This window comes from Kribbella sp. NPDC051587, from assembly GCF_044453945.1.
Taxonomy (GTDB): Bacteria; Actinomycetota; Actinomycetes; order Propionibacteriales; family Kribbellaceae; genus Kribbella.
The window spans coordinates 88,043-106,630 of record NZ_JBITDE010000010.1 but is presented as its reverse complement, the minus strand read 5'-3'; the positions used below and the strand labels follow the sequence as shown (position 1 = coordinate 106,630).

The following is an 18,588-nucleotide window of genomic DNA, read 5'->3' as shown; positions in this document are numbered from 1 at the left end:
GGCCAAACCCTAGGCGGCGGTCAACGGTAGCTGTCCAGCCTGTTGGCGACCTTCTCGAAGACCACTTTCTCGTGGTCCTTCGGGGTGTACAGCACCAGTTCGTCGAACCCGATCCCCGCGTACCGCTCGACCAGCCGGGCGAACCCTTCCTCGGAACCCCACGGGTCCAACTCGCCGTACCCGAGCAGCAACCGGCGGATCGTCCGACCGTCCAGCGCCGCGTCGAGGGCCTGCGACCGCTCGACCGACTTCGCGTAGAACTCCTCCTCCGACGCCGCGCCGGGGAACGTGACCCACCCGTCGGCGTGGGCCGCGACCACGGCCAGGGCGCGCGGCGCGTTCGCCGCGACGATCAGCGGCAACCGCTCCTGCACAGTCCCGGGCGCCATCGCCGCCAGCGAGTACGGATAGTACGGCCCGTCGTGGTCGGCCACGTCGCCCGAGAGCAGCCGTTCCACCGCCGCCACGAACTCGACCAGCCGATCGGTCCGCTCGCGCGCCGTCCAGACCGGCGTACCGGCCATGCCGTGGTCGGTCGGCCAGACGCCGGAGCCGATCCCGAGGTCGAAGCGGCCGCCGGAGACGTGGTCCAGGGTGGTGGCGGTCTTCGCCAGGACGGTCGGGTGCCGGAACACCATGTTCGCGATCAGGATGCCGACGCGGATCCGCTGCGTGGTCGCCGCCCAGCCGGCGATCACCGTCGGCCCATCGTGAACGGGGATGCCGGCATCGCGCGGATTCCGCAGGTTGTCACCGGTCCACAACCCGTCGAAGCCGGCGTCTTCGGCGACTCCTGCCCAATACGTGGCGTCGGTCCAGCCGGCGGGGTTGACCTTCAGTCCAAATCGCATGTCCTCAGCGTGCCACCTCCCCGGTTGACCACGGACGGATCTGCCCGAGTGGTCTACCTGAGGTGCTTTACCGGCTGCCCTCGGTCGGGGACAGTAATGCGGTGACCGCATCTGCGCCTGTCGCCGTGATCGGGCCGCCGGAGCCGGCCGCCGCGTTCACGGCCGCCCTCGACCAGGCAGGCCTCGCGTCCGTCCGGTACGACGCCCTGCCCGTGGACCTCTCGCCCTACACGGCGGTGATCGTGGTGGCCGCCCGCTACCCCGAACCCGAGCGCCTCGACGTGACCGGCCTGGCCGACTACGTGCACGCGGGCGGTTCGGCGTACGTGGAGTTCGCCCTCGACGACACCGGCTTCCTGCCGCAGGGCGAGCTGCGGACCGCGCACATCGAACGCATCTTCACGACCGCCGCGCTGCCCGGGATCGAACCGCTGCACCTGCTCGACGAGCACTCCTCACGCGCCCAGCAGGTGGTTGCCCCCAGCAACGCTGTCGAGCTGTGCAGCTACGGCTCGGTCGCCGGGACCCACGAGGCGGTCTTCGGCCCGTCGGAAGTCACGTTCCCGGCGCTGCTCGACATTCCGGCCGGCGAGGGGCGGCTGCTCTACGCGACGACCGCGCTCAGCCACCACATCAAGGGCCGCTACAAGCCCGTACGGCGTTGGCGCCGCCTCCTGCAGGTGATTGTCGGGCAACTCACCGGCGTACAGCTTGCCGAGGACATCGAGGTGTTCACCGAGCCCCGGGTGTGGGTCGCCACCGGTGAGCCGGTCAAGCTCGTGGTCCGCTCGGGCACCAAGCCGCCGGCCTCCGACCTGGAGCTGGCCGAGACACAACCCGGCCGGTTCGAGTCGGATCCGCAGTACCTGGCCGATGGCGAGCACACCTTCGCGGTCGGCGACCACCAGGTCACCGTCTCGGTCGGTCCGCGTGCGGAACGGTACCGCCGGATGGTCGACCGGGCGATCGCCTGGTACGACCGGGCCGGGATGTTCTACGACGCACCGGACGGCTCGAAGGGCGTCGCCGAAGGCTTCTCCAACGAGATCGATGCCGAGGGCAAGCTTCCGTTCCGGCCGGTACCGCGCGGCGACTGCTTCACCCAGACCGCGCACGCGTTCCGGATGTACGCCGACCTCGCCGACTTCCCGCGCGGCCGGACGATCGCCGCGAACCTGATGCGGCTGGTCGTCGAGGAGGAGCAGCTCACCGACCGCAACCAGCTCTTCGGCTCGTTCGAACCGCGCGGCGCGCGGACCGACCTGACCGGCACCAACAACCTGTTCGCCGACGACAACGGCTGGATCTCGCTGTTCGCGCTGATGTCGGGCCATACCGAGTCCGGTCTGCGTGGGGTCGAGGCGCTGATCCGTACGTCGAGCGCCGAGCTCGGTCTGCAGGTCGATCCGTGGCGGACGCCGTCCACACTCCTGGTCAAGGGGTGGGAGGAGATCTCGCAGTCGCCGATCGAGGACGGGCTGGACCTCACGTCGCACTGGCAGAGTTCGGCGCAGAGCGCGTATCTCTACGCCTATGGCCTGACCGGCGAGCAGCGCTACCTCGACAGGGCCACGCGCGGACTCGATCACATGGCGCGGCAGCACCCGCGGGCGCGGTTGGAGACGAGCCGGACGTGTGAGGCCGGGCGCTTCCTGCTGCCCCTCGTCGGCGCGTACCACTACACGCGGAAGCCGCTGTACCTCGAGACGATGCGGTCGCTGGCCGGCTATCTGAAGAGCCGGCAGGGCCCGGACGGCGGGTTCGCCGAATGGGACGGCAAGTGCCCGCCGAGCAACGAGGCGTACGGCGTGGACGAGGCATCGATCTTCACCGTCAACGGAGACAGCGTCACCGACCAGCTGTACGGGACGCCGTTCGCGGCCTGGGCCCTGCCACTGGCGTACCGCGTGACAGGTGAGCCGGTGTTCCAGGAGTTGGCGCATGGCGTGCTCGACTACCTGAGCCGGATCCAGATCGACGACCCGGACGACGAGCAGCTCGACGGTACCTGGCAACGCGCCTTCGACTTCGACTCCTGGGAGTACTTCGGTTCGAACGCCGATCTCGGCTGGGGCCCGTACTGCGTGGAGACCGGCTGGTCGGTCGCCCCGTCGATCATCGGCGCCATGCTCTATCTGACCGGCGACACGTTCTTCCCGGCCGCCCCTGAACCCGGTGCCGGTCTGTCCACCCTGCCCGCGTCGATTCGGGCGGAATTCGACGCGATCCAGGCTGGGCAGCCGGTACCGGTCCACTTCACGCGCCGCGAGGACGGCCGGGTGATCCGGACCCAGGACGGCGTACAGGCAGTCCTCGGTGATCTGATCGCTGGCGGCGAGCCGGTCTGGGCGCGCAACGAACCGGTCGGGTCCTACGAGATCTACGTGCGGGGGGCCGACGGTCACGTGCACCACACGTATCTCGACGACCGCGTCGGTCAGGGCCGCTGGCAACAAATCGGCGAGCTGACCCTGGCCGACGAACCCATCGTCGCGTTCAACCCTGGGGCCAACGCCATCGAGGTCTACGTCCTCGGCGAGGACCGGCACATCCACCACTGCTCGATGATCGACGTCCGCGGCGGCCATACCCCGTGGGAGCAGGTCGGCACCTTGCACTTCACCGGCTCCCCAGCCGTCATGTACGACGAGAAGCTCGGTACCGTCCGCCTGGTCGCCAACGACACCGCCGGCCAGGACCGCCGTACCCACAAGGTCAATCGCTGGCACCTGCCCTGGCAGGACTACTCCCACTGGATCACCGCATGAGCACCAACGTGGCGATCGACGGTGGCCAGTCCGCTCTCCGCCTCCGAGTCCTCCCGACGGGTGAAACAGGCACAGGCCCCGGCTACATCCACGGTGCCGACGCCGCCGACCACATGCTGGAAGCGATCCGCGAAGCAGCCGCTGACGCGGGGCTTGTCGGTGAGGTAGGTGTGGTTGCTCTTGGGCTGACTGGCTACCCCGCGGCAGCTGGCGCGGCCGAGGTGTTTGCGGCGCGGGTTCAGGAGCTGCTCCAGGCTAACGAGGTGCGGCTGACCCAGGACATGGTGACGGCTCATGCGGGTGCGCTACCTGACGGGTACGGCGTAGTGGTTGCCGCGGGCACCGGGTTGGTGTGCCTGGCGGTCGATCGGGACGGTAGCTGGCACAAGCTCGACGGTCACGGATACCTCTTCGGTGATGCCGGGAGCGCGTTCGCGATCGGCCGGGCCGGGCTGGCCGCCGTACAGAAGGCAAGGGACGGTCGGGGGCCAGGGACCAAGCTGGCCGAGACCACGCTCGACCCGGTCACGTTCTACCGATCGCCAACGCTGGTCGACGACGTGGCGCGGTTCGCTCCCGATGTACTGCGGTGTGCGGCCGAAGGTGATGTGGTTGCCAACGGCATCTTGACCGGTGCGGCGCGCGACATCGCTGAGACGATCGATGCCGCGGTCAACAAACTGATCGGGACCGACCCGGTTCCGGTGGCCTGTGTCGGCGGATTGTTCGCCGGTGCCGGAGAACAACTGCTGGACCCGGTCTGCGCACAACTGACTGCACGAGCCCGGCTGACCGAAGCTGCCGGCTCCGCGCTCGACGGCGCGGAGCGGCTGGCGACCAGCGATGTCGGACCCTATACCGCCCTCACAGTCATCCAGAGGAACCAATGAGAGTCCTTGCCCCGGGCACCTTGGTGGTGTCCTGCCAGTCCGCCCCCGGCAATCCGCTCCACGCCCCGGAGTCGATGGCCCTGATGGCCCGTGCCGCCGAAGCCGGTGGGGCCGGCGCGATCCGTGCGAACGGCGCGGCCGACGTGGCCGCGATCCGTGCCGTCACCGACCTCCCGATCATCGGGATCAACAAACTCGGCGACCCGGGCGGGGTGTTCATCACCCCGACCTTCGAGTCGGCCATCGACATCGTCCGGGCCGGCGCCGACCTGATCGCGCTGGACGGTACGCTCCGCCCGCGCCCCGACGGACAGCGGTTGGATCAGCAGATCACCCGCATCCACGCGGAACTCGGCGTACCGGTTCTGGCCGATGTGGACACTCTCGAGGCCGGGATCGCGGCGCGTGACGGCGGTGCCGATCTGGTCGCCTCGACGTTGTCCGGGTATACCAATGGCCACACTCCGAGCGGACCAGACGTCGAGCTGGTCCGGCAGCTGGTGGCCAAGCTGGACTGCCCGGTCGTTGCCGAGGGCAGGGTTCGGACGCCGGACGACGTCCGTGCCGTGTGTGATGCGGGCGCGTACGCCGTCGTGGTCGGCTACGCGATCACCAATCCGATGGACATCACGGCCCGGTTGGTCAGCGCGATCCCGGTGTCATAACCCATCGGAGTGGTCTACTCCACCTTGTCGATCCAGGTCGAATGCTCTTCCCCAGTCCGGCCGCGCGGGCGTATCCATGTCCCAACCCATCCCCTGGAGAGGACGCGTCACATGAGCACAGACGGCAAGGTCGACCGCCGTACCCTTCTCCGCGTCGCGCTGGCCGCGCCCGCCGTCGGTGCGCTGGCGTCCTGTGCGAAGCCCGTCGTGGACAAGTCCGGGCCCGCGCAGTCGGTCGGTGCGAAGGTCGACGGCAGCAAGGCACTGGAGTTCGTCAACTTCGACGGCGGGTACGGCAAGAAGTGGACCGAGATGCCACTCGACCTGTACCGCAAGGAGTTCCCGCAGGCCGACGTGAAGCTGAACAGCATGCAGCAGCTCCAGCAGCAGCTGCAGCCGCGCTTCATCCAGGGCAACCCGCCGGACCTGATCGAGAACGTGGGCCTCGACGGTGCCGCCCTGGCCGCGAAGAAGCAGGTCATGGACATCAGCGCGCTGCTCGAGATGGAGGCCTACGACCAGCCCGGCGTGAAGTTCAAGGACACGCTGCTGCCGGGGGTCGCCGAGGCGGGCGTGTACGACGGGGTCAAGTACGAGATGCCGTACGTGATCGGTACCGGCGGCATCTGGTTCAGCCAGAAGCTGATGGACGACCACGGTTGGACCTACCCGAAGACCTGGCCGGAGATGCTCGCGCTCTGCGAGGAGATCAAGAAGTCGACGAAGATCGCGCCGTGGACCTACCAGGGCAAGTACCCCGGGTACCTGACCAGCCCGATGCTGATGACGGCGTACAAGGCGGCCGGTCCGGAGCTGAAGAAGAAGGTCGACAACCTGGAGCCGAACGCCTGGCGGGACCCGGCGCTGATCCAGGCCGCCGAGGGCTACCAGGAGCTGGCCGCGAAGGGCTACCTGCTGGAGGGCTCGCAGGCCATCGACCACAAGCAGTCGCAGGCCTTCTGGGCCAAGGGCCAGGCAGTGTTCATCCCCTGCGGCGGCTGGCTGGAGAACGAGTCCGGCCAGGACGCGCCGAAGGACTTCGCGATGACGATGATGCCGGTGCCCGGCTGGTCGAAGGACGACAAGGCGCCGTTCGAGACGCTGACCGGCGGCCCCGGCGGTGCGCTGATCGTGCCCGCGCAGGCCAAGAACCCCCAAGGCGGCCTGGAGCTGCTGCGGATCATCCTCTCGAAGAAGTGCATGCAGAACTTCGCCGGCCTGACCAACTCGCCGGTCGTGGTCAAGGGCGGCACCGACGGCGTCAAGCTGACCCACGCCGCCGAGTCGATGCAGAACGCGATCGCCGCGGCCGGCTCGAACATGTTCAACGACTGGCAGTTCCGGATCTGGTACAAGAAGCTGCTGGACAACTCCGACGGCGCGATGGCGGCGCTGATGAACCGCGAGGTGACGCCGGACGAGTGGAGCAAGAAGATGCAGAAGTACGCCGACGCGACCGCGAAGGACCCGTCGATCAAGAAGTTCCACGTCTGACATGCATCACGGCAAGTACCGCTTCGTCATCGGCCTGCTGCTGGTCCCGCTCGGCCTGTACGCCGTGTTCGTGGTCTCGCCGTACGTGCAGGCCTTCCCGATCGCGTTCACCGACTGGGAAGGCCTGTCGGCGACGTACAACTACATCGGGTTCGACAACTTCGTCGCGCTGTTCCACGACGAGGTGTTCTGGACGGCGATGCGGCACAACCTGTTCCTGCTGGTCAGTCTGCCGACGATCATCGTCACGCTCTCGCTGTTCTTCTCCGCGGTGCTCAACCACCGCGGCGGCATCCCGGGTGCGAAGGTCTACAAGATCGTCTACTTCTTCCCGGCGGTGCTGTCGATCGCGGTGGTCGGCGTGCTGTGGCAGTTCATCTTCGAGCCTCGCGGTGGTCTGCTGAACGGCTTCCTGCGTGCAGTGGGCCTGGACGCGCTCGCACAGTCGTGGCTGGGTGATGGCGATACAGCGCTCGGTTCGATCATGGCGGTCGTGGTCTGGGGCGGTGTCGGGTTCTATGTGGTCCTGTTCACCGCGGCGATGGCCGCGATCCCGAAGGAGCTGTACGAGGCCGCACTCCTGGACGGCGCCGGATCCGTGCAGGCGTTCTTCAAGATCACGCTGCCGCTGATCTGGAACACCGTCCAGGTGGCGATCGCGTTCCTGGTGATCGGAGCGCTCGACCAGTTCGCGTTGATCAAGGTGCTGTCGGTCGGGCCGGGCGGCCCGGACAACGCGACCCAGGTGATCTCGCTGTACATGTACTCGAACGCGTTCACCTACGGGAAGTTCGGGTACGCGTCTGCCATCGGCGTGACGCTGTTCCTGCTGAACATGATCCTGACCCTGCTCACGTTCCGGCTCACCCGCCGCGAGCGGGTCGCCTACTAAGGAGGTGCGTTGATGGCCACAGTCACAGAGCCGCCCCGGGTGGACCTGACACCGCTCTCCGGTGTGGAAGAGCCTTCGATGCCGCAGAAGGTGGGCGGCCGGCTGCTGGGTGGGGCGACCCAGGGCTTCGCGCTCGTCTGGGGCGCGATGGTGCTGTTCCCACTGCTCTGGTCGCTGGTGAGCTCCTTCAAGACCGACTCGGAGATCTTCCAGAGTCCGTGGAAGCTGCCGGCGGTCTGGCACTGGGACAACTTCAGCCGGGCCTGGAGCGAGTCGCACATCGGCCGCTACTTCTTCAACAGCCTGGTCGTGGTGACCTGCGGCGTCGTGCTCTGCCTGCTGCTGTCGGCCGCGGTCGCGTACGTGCTCGCGCAGTTCGAGTTCCCGGGCAGCAAAGCCCTGTACTACGTCTTCGTCGGCGGCATGGTGTTCCCGGGGTTCATGGCCCTGGTGCCGCTGTTCTTCGTCGTCCAGAACCTCGGGCTGATGAACACCTATCTCGGCCTGATCCTGGTCTACGCGACCGGCGGGATGTCGTTCTCGGTGTTCTTCCTGACCGCGTTCTTCAAGACCCAGTCCAAGGAGCTCGCCGAGGCCGCGCTCGTCGACGGCTGCTCGCACTGGGGTGTGCTGTTCCGGATCATGCTGCCGCTGGCCCGGCCGGGCCTGGTCAGCATCGGTATCTTCCAGTTCCTCGGGATGTGGAACGAGTACCTGTTGCCGCTGGTGCTCAACACCGACGAGAGCCGCTTCCTGGTCACCCAGGGCCTGGCGAACATCGCCGTCACCCAGGGGTACCACGCCGACTACTCGGGTCTGTTCGCCGGACTCACGATCTCGATCCTCCCGGTTCTCGCGGTCTACCTTGTCTTCCATCGGCAGATCAGTGCCGGTATGACCGCAGGAGCCCTCAAGTGACGGATCTACTGCTGGCCGCGACGTCCCTGGACGTCACACCGCCGCCCGGCCACAACCTGGACGGCTACGCCGCCCGCACAGGCCCTGCGACCGGTACGGCGGATCCGCTTCGCGCCACGATCATCTGGCTCAGTACGGCGGATGCCCCCGGCGTACTGTGGCTGACCCTGGACGCGATCGCGGTCGGCGCGGAGTTGACCGCCGAACTGTCTGCAGCCGCTGGACGCGCTGCGGGTATCCCGCCAGAACATGTGGTCGTGTCGGCCTCGCACACTCACTCCGGTCCGAGTGGCTGGACCGGTGAGATCCACCCGGTGATCCCGGCCGAGCGTGAGCCCGAGCTGTACGAACCACTTGTCACGGCGGTAGCGAACGCCGTACTGGCTCGGCAGCCTGCGGTGGCGTCGTGGCGTTCGGTCGAGGTGACTGGGGTCGGGACCAACCGGCATCGTGAGGACGGGCCGCACGACAACACGGCTGGTGTGCTCGCGCTGCACTCGCCGTCTGGGGTGCTGCAGGCCGTGCTGCTGGACTTCGCGTGCCATCCGACGACGTACGGGCCGGAGAACCTGCTTTATTCGGCTGACTGGCCCGGTGCGGCCCGGGCTGCGCTCGCACCGGCTGTGGTCGGCTATCTGCAGGGTGCGGCTGGTGACGTGAGCCCGCGGTTCACGCGGCAGGGACGTGGTGCCGCAGAGATCACCAGGTTGGGTGAGCTGCTCGCAGCGCGGGTCCGCGAGGCGCTGGCCGAGCCAGGCCTCGAACTACCGCAGGTGGCACCGTCCATTCGCCGTACGACGGTTCGACTGCCGGTGCGAGCGCTACCGACCGCGGAGGACACCGCAGCGATCGTGAGAGCCTCTGAGCAAGCCGTCCGCTCCGGAGTGGACAACCCGTCGGCCAGGATCGCGCAGACCCGCCTGGACGGTGCCCGTGGGCAAGCACTCATGGCTGCGGCCGACCTGCCCGCAGAACTTGAGCTGCCGGTCAGCGTGGTCACCTTGGGCGACGTCTGCTGGGTGAACCTGCCTGTCGAGCTGTTCGCCCTCCACGGTGCAGCTCTGCAGGAGAAGAGCAGCTACCCGGTCACTCGGGTGGTGGGCTACACCGACGGCTACTTCGGGTACGTCGTCGACGCGACCGCGGCCGAAGCAGGTGCGTACGAGGCGCTGATCACCTACTTCGACCAGCCGACCACCAGTCAGCTGCTGACCGAGACGGCAGCCTTCGTCAACGGTTAGAAGGTGGCGATCGGGTTCACCGGACTGCCCGACGTACCGGCGAAGCGGACCGGCGCGACGGCGAGCTGGAAGTCCCACTGACCGAGCTCGGCAGCTGTCGTCGCGCACAGCTCCAGGTCGCAGTTGTCGAGCATCCAGAGCCCCATCGCGACGAGGCTCACCGCGTGCACCGGCATCAGTACGTCGTCGTACCCGGACGGCTGCACGTCCTGCGGAGTGTCAGCGCCGATCAGTGCGACACCCCGCTCGTGCAGCCACGGCAGACACGACGCATGCCAGCCGGCCTGCTCGATACCGCCAGAGGGGCCAGACTCGTGCCTGGCGCGGCCGTAGCCGGTCCTCAGTAGTACTGCGTCACCGGGCTGCACTCGCACGCCCTGGCGGCGCTCAGCGGCCTCCAGGTCCTCAGGGAACACACCCTCACCGGCCTGCAGCCACGGGACGTCGCGGACCGCAGCAACGTCCAGCAGGACGCCACGCGTGACGATGCCGTTCGCTGCCGCCGTCACGGCCGCCCACGCCGATCCGGTGTCGGCGTCGACCAACGAGTGCGGCCGCCCGTTGTACATCTTGCCGTCCCAGAAGATGTGGCACGGTGAGTCGAGGTGGGTGATCGTGTTGCCGTGGAACAGGATGCCGAGCCGCTCGTTCGAGAAGCCCCAGCGCCGGTCGTTCTGGAACGCAGCCGGCATGTGCTCGGCACCCGGCATCTCAGCCGCGCACGGGCACGCGTTCGTCGACCGCTCCATCTCAGCCGGTACGGCGACCTCCCAGCCGCACGAGACGCTCCGGCCGTGGCGCACGGCCTGAGCCGCCGCCCGCCGGACGTCGTCCGTGATGTGGTTCAGCGTGCCGAGCTCGTCGTCGTCGCCCCACCGTCCCCAGTTCGACAGCGTGTCGAAGTACCCGAGTACGTCGTCCTGTGTGGGCTTCATCCGAGTCTCCTCCGTCAGAGCGCGAGCTCCGGCTGAAGCTTCTTGGCCGGCCACACCCGCTGCTTACGAGCAGCCAGGGTAGATGCCGCCAGGGCCACTGCGAACCAGGCCGCCAGCGCCAGCAGGTCCTTGCCGAGCGACGCGGTGGAGCCGCCGTACATGAGGTGGCGGACGCCGTCGATCGCGTAGCTCATCGGGAGCGCGTGGTGGAAGAAGTACAGCGGTGCCGGGATGGTCTGCCAGGGGAACGTGCCGCCCGCGCTGACCAGCTGGATCACCATCATCACCAGACCGAGGAACTTGCCGATGGCACCGAACCACGAGGCCAGTGCGTGCAGGATCGCCACGAAGGTGACCGAGGTCAGGATCAGGAAGCCGGCGGTCAGCCACGGGTGTGCCGCGTGGATGCCGAGGCCGAGCGTCACTGCGCCGAAGACCAGCGTCGCCTGGATCGCACCGAAGATGGCCGGCGGCAACCAGCCACCGAGCGCCACCCGGAACGGCGACTGCAGGCCGGCCAGCGCCCGCGGGGAGAGCGGCCGCACCAGCAGGAAGAGCACGTAGGCGCCGATCCAGCAGGCCAGGCAGAGGAAGAACGGAGCCAGACCGGCGCCGTAGCTCTCGGCTCGCGCCTGAGAGACGTTCTGGAGGCCGACAGGCGCGCCCAGGGTCTCGGCCACGGCCTTGCGCTGCTCCGCGGTCGGGTTCGGGATCTCCTTGACGCCCTTCTGCAGCCCAGTGTTCAGCTGAGTAGCGCCGTCCTTGAGCTTCGTCACGCCAGTGGCCAGGCTGTTCACGCCGTTCAGGAGCTGGCCCTGTCCGGTGACCGCCTGCTTCTCACCACTCGCCAGCTGCTGTGCACCGGAGTTCAGCGTGCCCAGCCCGGTCTTCAGCTGACCGGCTCCAGCGTTCAGTTGCTTGGCACCGTTGGCCGCCGTACCGATGCCGTTCGTGAGAGCCGGAGTGGCCTTGGCCAGGGCGGCCGCGCCGTTGGACACCTTGCGAGCACCACCGGCGAGCTGGTTGAGCTGTGCGGAGGTGGACTGGATCTTGGTGTTCGCCCGGACGACCGGACCGCGCAGCTTGGCGGTCTCGCTCAGGATGAGGTTGATCTGGTGGTTGCTGAGGCCCTGTGCCTTCAGACGGGCAGCAAGGGTCTTGTCGAAGGCCTTGAGGTCTCCGACCAGAGCGTTCGACGCAGTAGCGACCTGGCGGCCGACGCCGGCGATCTTTTCGTTGCCGTCAGCCACCTGGTCGGCGCCGTTGGCCAGAGCCTTGGTCTGCTTCGGCAGGCTGGCGGTCTTGGACTTCAGTGTGCCCAGACCGTCGCTGAGCTGGTCAGCGCCGTTCGCGAGCTTCACAGCGCCCTTCTGTGCTTGGGCGGTGCCACCGGCCAGCTTGGTCGCGCCGGCCGACAGCTGCTGCTGGGCGGTGTTGAGCTGGCCTGCGCCGGTCTGCAGCTTGCCGACGCCAGTGGACGCCGTGGTCAGACCATTCTGGAGCTGAGCAGCACCAGAGGCGGCCTGGCTGATCTGGCCGTGGATCTGGTTGAACCCAGCCAGCAGCTTGCTCGCCGCGGTCTCGCTGACCTGGGACGCGACAGTCTTGGTGACCTGGGCAACGACCTGGTTGGCGATGGTGTGCGCGATGTAGTTGTTCGCGTCGTTGGTGAGCAGCTCCAGGTTCGCCTGCCGCGGCTTGAAGTCCGCACTGGAGGCCAGGTCCCCGGAGAACGACTTGGGCAGCACCAGGGCGAACTCGTACTTGCCGTCCGACACACCCTTGGTCGCCTCGGCCCGGTCGACCCGGTGCCAGCCGAAGCTCTTCGACTTGACCAGCTCGTCGGCCACCTGCGGTCCGACGTTCAGCTCCTCGCCCGTCGCCAGCGTCGTGCCCTCGTCCTCCACCACGACCGCTGTGGGGATCTGGCCGAGCCGGCTGTACGGATCATGGTTCGCGTAGAGGTACAGGCCGCCGTACAGGACGGGCACCATCAGCAACGCGATCACGGCCAGCTTGGGCAGCCGGCCCGCGGTCAGGCGCCGCAGCTCACTCAAGGCCATCCGGAGCGCGGTCACGCCTTCATCTCCTCAACTTGATCAGCGGGTACGTCGAGCAACCGGGCGGAGGTATCCGCGCACGTGATCAGGACTGCGTAGCCCCGCTCGGCCAGGTCCTGGCCGACGGCGTACCACTCGTGCGGATCGCCACCATGGCGGTCAGGCATGGTCAGAATGACGACCTTCACCTCAGGCCGGGCCACAGTCAGCTCAGCGAGCAGTCTGGTGCGCGCAGCGACCGGGAGGTGCTCGAAGCGCTTGTCAGCGTGCTCCGCCTCACCGTGCTCGTCCAGCCACGCCAGCACGGCCTTCCGGCCGGCCTTGTGACCAGCCATCGCCAGCTCCTCGCCGACAACCGTCTGGACCGGCAGGGCGTCGTCCGGCTCGGTGATCCCGGGCGCATCGACGATGGCCACCTTGCGACGCAGTACGGCGGGGTCGGTGTCGCCCTGGAGCGTCACCACACCGGCGTCCGCCTTGAGCCGCCCGGACAGCGCCAGAGCCGCGGCCACGTGGCCGGCACCGGGGTATCCGGTCAGCAGGATGACCTGCTTCTCGTCGACCGTCACCGACATGTTGCTCAGCATCGGCGCGTGCGGACCCTGCACGGTGATCCCGTTGGCCTCGAGCTGCATCCCGTACTCCACCATTTTCTTGGCCAGTTCAATACGTTTGTGTATTCAATACAGAACTGTATCCTACTCCTATGGAAACACCCAAGCGCAGTCGTACCGCCACTCGGGCCCGCCTGCTGGAAGGCGCGCTCGAAGTCTTCGCCGAGCGCGGCTTCGCCGGTGCCTCGGTCGAGGACATCTGCGACCAGGCCGGGTTCACCCGAGGTGCCTTCTACTCGAACTTCGGTTCCAAGGACGAGCTGGTCCTGGCGTTGTTCCAGGCAACGACCGACCGGCTGCTCGAGCAGATCGAGGCGCTGCTCCCCGACCTGGCCAATCAGCCCGGCACGCTGCTGGACGCCGTACTGGGCCTGCTGGACAAGGCGCTTGGGGATCAACGGCAGTGGCACCTGATCTCGACCGAGTTCACGCTGCACGCGTTGCGCAATCCCGACGCGGCGCGGGCGTTGACCGAGCAGCGGGCGATGTTCCGGACCAGCCTGACCCGGCTGGTCGAGGAGATCTCGGCGACCAGCGGTGTGACCTTCAGTGTGTCGCCAGAGCTCTTTGTCCGGTTGATCATCGCGCTCCATGAAGGAGCGCGGTCGCAGAGTCTGCTGGAGCCTGACAGCGTGCCGGCCGGATCGCTGGAGCAGGCCTTCCTGCCGATCGTGCTCGACGCGGTCAGTCGACCTTCACGCTGATCGTGTGCAGGCCGGTCGCTCCGTCGGGGGCCGGCGGCGCGGAGTCCTCGACCTGCGGCGTGCCCTTGGCATCGACCGCGCGGACCTGCAGGATGTGCGTCCCGCGCGGTGCGTTCCAGGTCCAGTGCCACTGCCGCCAGGTGTCGGTCGACGCGTCCGCGGCCAGCGTCGTTTGTTGCCAAGGGCCACCATCGACGCGGACCTCGACCTTCGACACCCCGACGTGCTGGTCCCACGCCACCCCCGCCACCTGCACCGGTCCGGCGGTCACCTTCTTGCCGAGCGGTACGTCGATCCGCGACGACAGCTTGATCGGTCCGAGCGCCGACCAGCCGCGCGGCGTCCAGTACGCCTCGAACTGATCGAACCGCGTCACCTCGATGTCGACCAGCCACTTCGTCGCCGACACGTACCCGTACAGCCCCGGTACGACGATCCGCACCGGGAACCCGTGCTCGACCGGCAGCGGGTCCCCGTTCATCGCGAACGCGAGCATCGACTGGCGATCGTCGAGCAGCGTGCTCAGCGGCGTACCGGCGGTGAAACCGTCCTTCGACGTCGACTGGATCGCGTCGGCGTCCTTCGACGGCCCGGCCTCCTCGAGCAGGTCCTTCAACAGCACGCCGCTCCACAGCGCGTTGCCGATCAGGTCACCGCCGACCTCGTTGCTGACGCAGGTCAGGGTCACCCACTTGTGCACGACCTGCCGCTTCAGCAGGTCGTCGAAGGTGAGGTTCAGTTCCTTGTCGACCATGCCGTGGATCCGCAGCTTCCAGTCCGACGGTGCGATCTGCGGGACGGCGAGTGCGGTGTCGATGCGATAGAAGTCTTCGTTCGGCGTCGCCCACGGAACACCACCATCAACCTGTACGCCGGGCGGCGGGTCGAGGGTCGGCGGCTTCGGGAGAGTCAGCCCCTTGCGGGCCTCGGCGACCGCGGCGCGGTTGCCGCCGATCACCTTGCCGAGGGCACCGATCGCGGCCGAACCGAGCGCGACCCCGGCCGACAACTGCAGGAAGCCCCGGCGGCTGACGCCGTCATCGGGGAAGTCGAGCAGCGGTTCGAGACGTGACGTGTAGAGGCGCAGGATGCCCAGCGCGGCGAGACCGGCAACTGCTGACGGGACGAATCCCGTTTGGCCGGAGTCCGCGCGAGTCATCGCCGCGGCCACGGCCACCCCGGCCAGTACGACGACCACGAGCGCGCCGGCCCAATAACGCCGTACCGCGAGAATCCCGCCCACGGCGGCCAGCGCCAGCAGGACGATCAGGATGCCGGCGCGGAGGGCGGTCTTGTCGTGGGTGCCGAACACGGAGATCGCGAATTCCTTCAGCCACGGCGGCACGCGGTCGATGAAGGCCGAGCCGATCGCGACCACCGGGGTCTGCGAGGTGCCGAGGACGCCGGCCGCCACGCTGCCTGCCGCGAGGCCGGCGAGGGCGGCCAGGACGCCACCGATCGCACCACGCCATCGCGTCGCGCGACGACCGTCGGTGTGGCGTTCGATCTGTTGCTCGCGCTCGGCCAGCTGCTGGTTCACAGCTCAACCATGACGCGGAGGGGCGCTCGACACCAGCCGAGCGCCCCATCCGTTAGTTCCGGGTAATACGTTGAAGTTGTTCTTGCTGGTTTACTGCTCGCCGCTAGATGTGCTGCTGCGTCAGAGCGCGGGCCGGCCGTTCGGCCAGCGACGTGCGTTGTCCCGGACCCGGCGCAGTTTGCCGAGCACGACGTCGCGCTCGTCGGACAGCTGCGACATCCACAGGCTGTCGATCTCCAGGAGGTGATCCGGCAGTGCTTCGCGCAGCCGCCGCTTCCCCTCCTCGGTGAGCACCGCGTAGGAACCGCGGGCGTCGTCAGGGCAGGGTTCGCGACGAACCAGGCCGAGGTTCTCGGCCCGGTCGACGAGCCGGGTGATGCCGCCGGTGGTGACGGTCAACTCCCGGGCCAGGGAGGTCAAACGCTGCTTCTCCCCGTGACTGCGGGCGAGCCGCAGCAACAGTTCGAACATTGCCATTTGCAGACCACTGCGCTTGAGAGAGTGCCGCATCAACTGATCCAGCTCGGCTGCGGCTTCGCGCAGCAGACCGTAGGCCGTGATGACGTCGCTTTCCCAGGGTTCCGCGGCGCGGGTGGGTTCTGCATCGGCGAGCGCTAGGGGCGAGCAAAGCGAAGGCGCGATGGTCATGCGCGGACTCTAGTAGCTGACTAGTTCACTTCGCTACACGGGGTGACCTTTTGGCTACAGATCGACCGGGAGCCGCAAACTTCCTGAGCGTAACCGAGCACCTGTCCAGACCGGTTCGCAGGGTGCCTGTGGATAACTTCCGCGGCGGTCGGCCGATTTTTGCAAGCCTGGTCCCAGCAGGTTCTCCACCTTTGATCGGGGGCTCGGGATGAGCGAGAACGAGAGCACTACGGGGTTCGGGCCGGGGTTCATCGCGGCGTGCATCGTGATCGCCGCGGTCGTCGCCTGCGGCGTCATCCTGCTGGTCACCGGGGACGCCACCGAGTCCCAGGCGGCGCCTGCACCTGCGCCGGTGAGTGTGGTGCCAAGTCAAGTGGTGCAGCAATCAACTGCCCCGTCCGCTGGGTGCTCGCTGGCGGCTGGTGATCAGGGACTTCCCAGTGCGGCGCCTGCTGCCGACAGCTGGGAGGTGAGCCGGCGAGTAGTGGTTCCCCGGTCGGCGGTCTTCGGGCCGGCGGCTACGGACTCCGACGGGTTCCGGCGGTGCTTCGCTCATTCGCCGACGGGCGCGGTGTTCGCGGCGTACAACGTCCTTGCTGCGCTGGCGGATCAGACCAAGGTGGCGGCGACCGCACGCAAGCTCATGGTGCCCGGGCCGGAGACCGACGCGATGCTGCGCGACCTCGCTGGTGCGAAACCGTCGACCGAATCGGAGCCGACCCAACTGGCCGGGTACCGCGTGCTCGCCGCCAACCGCGATCAGGTGACGGTGATGCTCGCCGTACCGGTCGAGCAGCAGTGGGTGACCCTCACCGTGACGATGGTCTGGTACGACCACGACTGGCGGCTCCAACCACCACCGCCGGGTGATGCCGTCGGTGCCCCGTTCGTCCAGGTGCGCAGTCTCGCCGACTTCGTGAAGTGGAGTGGTCTGTGATGTGCGGAAACTTCGAAGTCGGATGTCAGGTCAAGGAAGGCTTCCTCTCGGTCGCGCAGTCCGGGGTGGAGGCGATGGCTCACCAGGTCGCGCAGGCCGCGCTCGACTCGATCCACGCGATGGCGTCGTTCTGGCTGAAGGTGCCGACGGCAACTATCTCGTACGAGTCCCAGGGCTGGACGAATTCCGGCCCGGTCGAGTACCTGCAGCACAGCACGCTCACCGTCGTCGGCGCGGTCTTCACGGTCGCGATCATCATCGCGGGCATCCGCACGGCCTGGGAGCAGCGCGCCAAGCCGTTGCAGGAGTTGCTCAAGGCAATGATGCTGTTCGTGCTGGTCTGCGGCGCGGGATCGGCCATGCTGCAGGCCTTGAGCAGCTGGTCCGACGACTTCGCGCTGTACATCGTCCAGGACGCCTCCGGCGGCAATGTCGAGGAAGGCTTCAAGAGCGTCGTCGCGAACGGCGGCTTCACCGACGTCGGCGTCGCTTCCGGGCAGGTCGTGATGTCGATCGGGCTGACCGTCACGGTGATGCTCGCCTCGCTGATCCAGATCGTGCTGTTGCTGATCCGGTCCGCCATGCTCGTCCTTCTGGCCGGGACGTTCCCGCTCGCGGCCGCAGCGACGAACACCGAGGTCGGGCGGACGTGGTTCCGCAAGTTCTGCGGATGGTCGTTGGCGTTCATCGCCTACAAGCCCGCCGCGGCACTCATTTACGCGGCCGCGATGAAGCTCAACAAGGGCGCCATGATGCCCGGCGACAACCAGTTGGTGCGGGCGATGACGGGGATCATGCTGCTGATGCTCGCCGTGTTCGCGCTGCCCGCGCTGCTGCGGTTCGCCGTACCGCTGACTGCTGCTGTGGCCGGTGGCAGTGCTGCCATGGGTAGTGCCGTCGCGGATCCGGGTGGGCTCGCTACCGGTGCGATCAATGTCGGTCGGGCCAAGCTGGGCGGGTCCGGTGGTGGCGTGGGCGGCGGTGCAGGTGCTGGGGCAGGCGCTGGCGGTGGTGGTGCGACGGGCGCGCAGACGGTGGGCAGTGCGGGACTCGGAGCTGCGGGTGCGGCGCTGACGGCGGCCCGCAAGGCTGGTGGCGCGGCAGCCGGTGCGGCTTCGCACTCTGCGGGTGAGAGTGGGGGTGGCGGGAGTACGCCGAGCTCCTTCGGGCCGCGCAGCTCGGGCCCTAGTGGTTCGGGTGGTCGCGGGTCATCTGGTGGTGGTCGCGGTGGTTCATCCGGGGGTTCGTCCGCCGGCTCGTCTGGTGGTTCTACTGGTGGTTCTTCTGGCGGCAGTCGAGGTGGTAGCGGCGGTCCTTCGGGGTCGTCGGGTGGGTCGCGGGCCTATGCGGCCAGCGGATCCTCCTCCTCGTACGACGGTCCGGCGGGCAGTTGGTGAGAAACGATTTGCCGTGGGTCGTCCGGGCTTGAAC

16 protein-coding genes are annotated in these 18,588 nt (G+C 67.9%); 10 read left to right on the top strand and 6 right to left on the bottom strand.

All coding sequences use genetic code 11. The features are described 5' to 3' along the window. Positions 1-20 precede the first annotated feature (20 nt). Positions 21-851, bottom strand: a complete 831-nt coding sequence (locus ACIA49_RS30005) for an LLM class flavin-dependent oxidoreductase (protein WP_396380965.1) — start codon at positions 849-851, stop codon at positions 21-23. Between the two features lie 101 nt (positions 852-952). Here ACIA49_RS30005 and ACIA49_RS30000 point away from each other — a divergent pair, with 101 nt between their 5' ends. The 7 genes from ACIA49_RS30000 to ACIA49_RS29970 all read left to right on the top strand — a co-directional run bounded on the left by ACIA49_RS30000 (position 953) and on the right by ACIA49_RS29970 (position 9,719). Then, positions 953-3,619 carry a hypothetical protein gene (locus ACIA49_RS30000; protein ID WP_396380964.1) on the top strand — a complete coding sequence of 889 codons (2,667 nt, stop codon included), beginning with the start codon at positions 953-955 and terminating at the stop codon, positions 3,617-3,619. Then, positions 3,616-4,509: an N-acetylglucosamine kinase gene (locus ACIA49_RS29995; protein ID WP_396380963.1), complete on the top strand. Its 894-nt coding sequence runs from the start codon at positions 3,616-3,618 to the stop codon at positions 4,507-4,509. The genes ACIA49_RS30000 and ACIA49_RS29995 overlap by 4 nt, the downstream gene beginning before the upstream one ends. Further along, on the top strand, positions 4,506-5,174 hold the full coding sequence (locus ACIA49_RS29990; protein WP_396380962.1) for an N-acetylmannosamine-6-phosphate 2-epimerase: 669 nt from the start codon (positions 4,506-4,508) through the stop codon (positions 5,172-5,174). Before ACIA49_RS29995 ends, ACIA49_RS29990 begins: the two co-directional genes overlap by 4 nt. A gap of 111 nt (positions 5,175-5,285) precedes the next feature. Next, a complete protein-coding gene (gene ngcE, locus ACIA49_RS29985) occupies positions 5,286-6,668 on the top strand; it encodes an N-acetylglucosamine/diacetylchitobiose ABC transporter substrate-binding protein (RefSeq protein ID WP_396380961.1) in 1,383 nt (460 codons plus the stop codon). A 1-nt stretch (position 6,669) separates the two neighbouring features. After that, positions 6,670-7,560: a carbohydrate ABC transporter permease gene (locus ACIA49_RS29980; RefSeq protein WP_396380960.1), complete on the top strand. Its 891-nt coding sequence runs from the start codon at positions 6,670-6,672 to the stop codon at positions 7,558-7,560. A 12-nt stretch (positions 7,561-7,572) separates the two neighbouring features. Further along, positions 7,573-8,478, top strand: coding sequence for a carbohydrate ABC transporter permease (locus tag ACIA49_RS29975; protein WP_396380958.1), 906 nt, complete (start codon positions 7,573-7,575; stop codon positions 8,476-8,478). Continuing rightward, positions 8,475-9,719, top strand: a complete 1,245-nt coding sequence (locus tag ACIA49_RS29970; RefSeq protein ID WP_396380957.1) for a hypothetical protein — start codon at positions 8,475-8,477, stop codon at positions 9,717-9,719. Before ACIA49_RS29975 ends, ACIA49_RS29970 begins: the two co-directional genes overlap by 4 nt. Here the strand turns inward: ACIA49_RS29970 and ACIA49_RS29965 are convergent. From ACIA49_RS29965 to ACIA49_RS29955, 3 genes are read right to left on the bottom strand one after another with little or no spacing between them, the layout of a single operon-like run. Beyond that, positions 9,716-10,654, bottom strand: coding sequence for a cyclase family protein (locus ACIA49_RS29965; RefSeq protein ID WP_396380956.1), 939 nt, complete (start codon positions 10,652-10,654; stop codon positions 9,716-9,718). The two genes, ACIA49_RS29970 and ACIA49_RS29965, sit on opposite strands and share 4 nt — an antisense overlap. A gap of 14 nt (positions 10,655-10,668) precedes the next feature. Next, on the bottom strand, positions 10,669-12,732 hold the full coding sequence (locus ACIA49_RS29960) for a YhgE/Pip family protein (protein WP_396380955.1): 2,064 nt from the start codon (positions 12,730-12,732) through the stop codon (positions 10,669-10,671). Then, positions 12,729-13,349: a hypothetical protein gene (locus tag ACIA49_RS29955; protein WP_396380953.1), complete on the bottom strand. Its 621-nt coding sequence runs from the start codon at positions 13,347-13,349 to the stop codon at positions 12,729-12,731. The genes ACIA49_RS29960 and ACIA49_RS29955 overlap by 4 nt, the downstream gene beginning before the upstream one ends. 71 nt (positions 13,350-13,420) lie before the next feature. Between ACIA49_RS29955 and ACIA49_RS29950 the strand changes: the two genes are divergently transcribed. Continuing rightward, positions 13,421-14,032, top strand: a complete 612-nt coding sequence (locus tag ACIA49_RS29950; RefSeq protein ID WP_396380951.1) for a TetR/AcrR family transcriptional regulator — start codon at positions 13,421-13,423, stop codon at positions 14,030-14,032. Here the strand turns inward: ACIA49_RS29950 and ACIA49_RS29945 are convergent. Together ACIA49_RS29945 and ACIA49_RS29940 are read right to left on the bottom strand one after the other, a co-directional pair. Continuing rightward, complete coding sequence (locus tag ACIA49_RS29945; protein ID WP_396380950.1) at positions 14,013-15,572, bottom strand: molybdopterin-dependent oxidoreductase; 1,560 nt, start codon at positions 15,570-15,572, stop codon at positions 14,013-14,015. The two genes, ACIA49_RS29950 and ACIA49_RS29945, sit on opposite strands and share 20 nt — an antisense overlap. A 120-nt stretch (positions 15,573-15,692) precedes the next feature. After that, the gene (locus ACIA49_RS29940; protein ID WP_132171411.1) at positions 15,693-16,220 is read right to left on the bottom strand and encodes a MarR family winged helix-turn-helix transcriptional regulator; all 528 of its coding nucleotides are present in this window, start codon (positions 16,218-16,220) and stop codon (positions 15,693-15,695) included. A 208-nt stretch (positions 16,221-16,428) separates the two neighbouring features. Between ACIA49_RS29940 and ACIA49_RS29935 the strand changes: the two genes are divergently transcribed. Beyond that, complete coding sequence (locus ACIA49_RS29935) at positions 16,429-17,157, top strand: hypothetical protein (protein WP_396380948.1); 729 nt, start codon at positions 16,429-16,431, stop codon at positions 17,155-17,157. Then, positions 17,142-18,554: a hypothetical protein gene (locus tag ACIA49_RS29930; RefSeq protein WP_396380946.1), complete on the top strand. Its 1,413-nt coding sequence runs from the start codon at positions 17,142-17,144 to the stop codon at positions 18,552-18,554. The genes ACIA49_RS29935 and ACIA49_RS29930 overlap by 16 nt, the downstream gene beginning before the upstream one ends. Positions 18,555-18,588 lie beyond the last annotated feature (34 nt).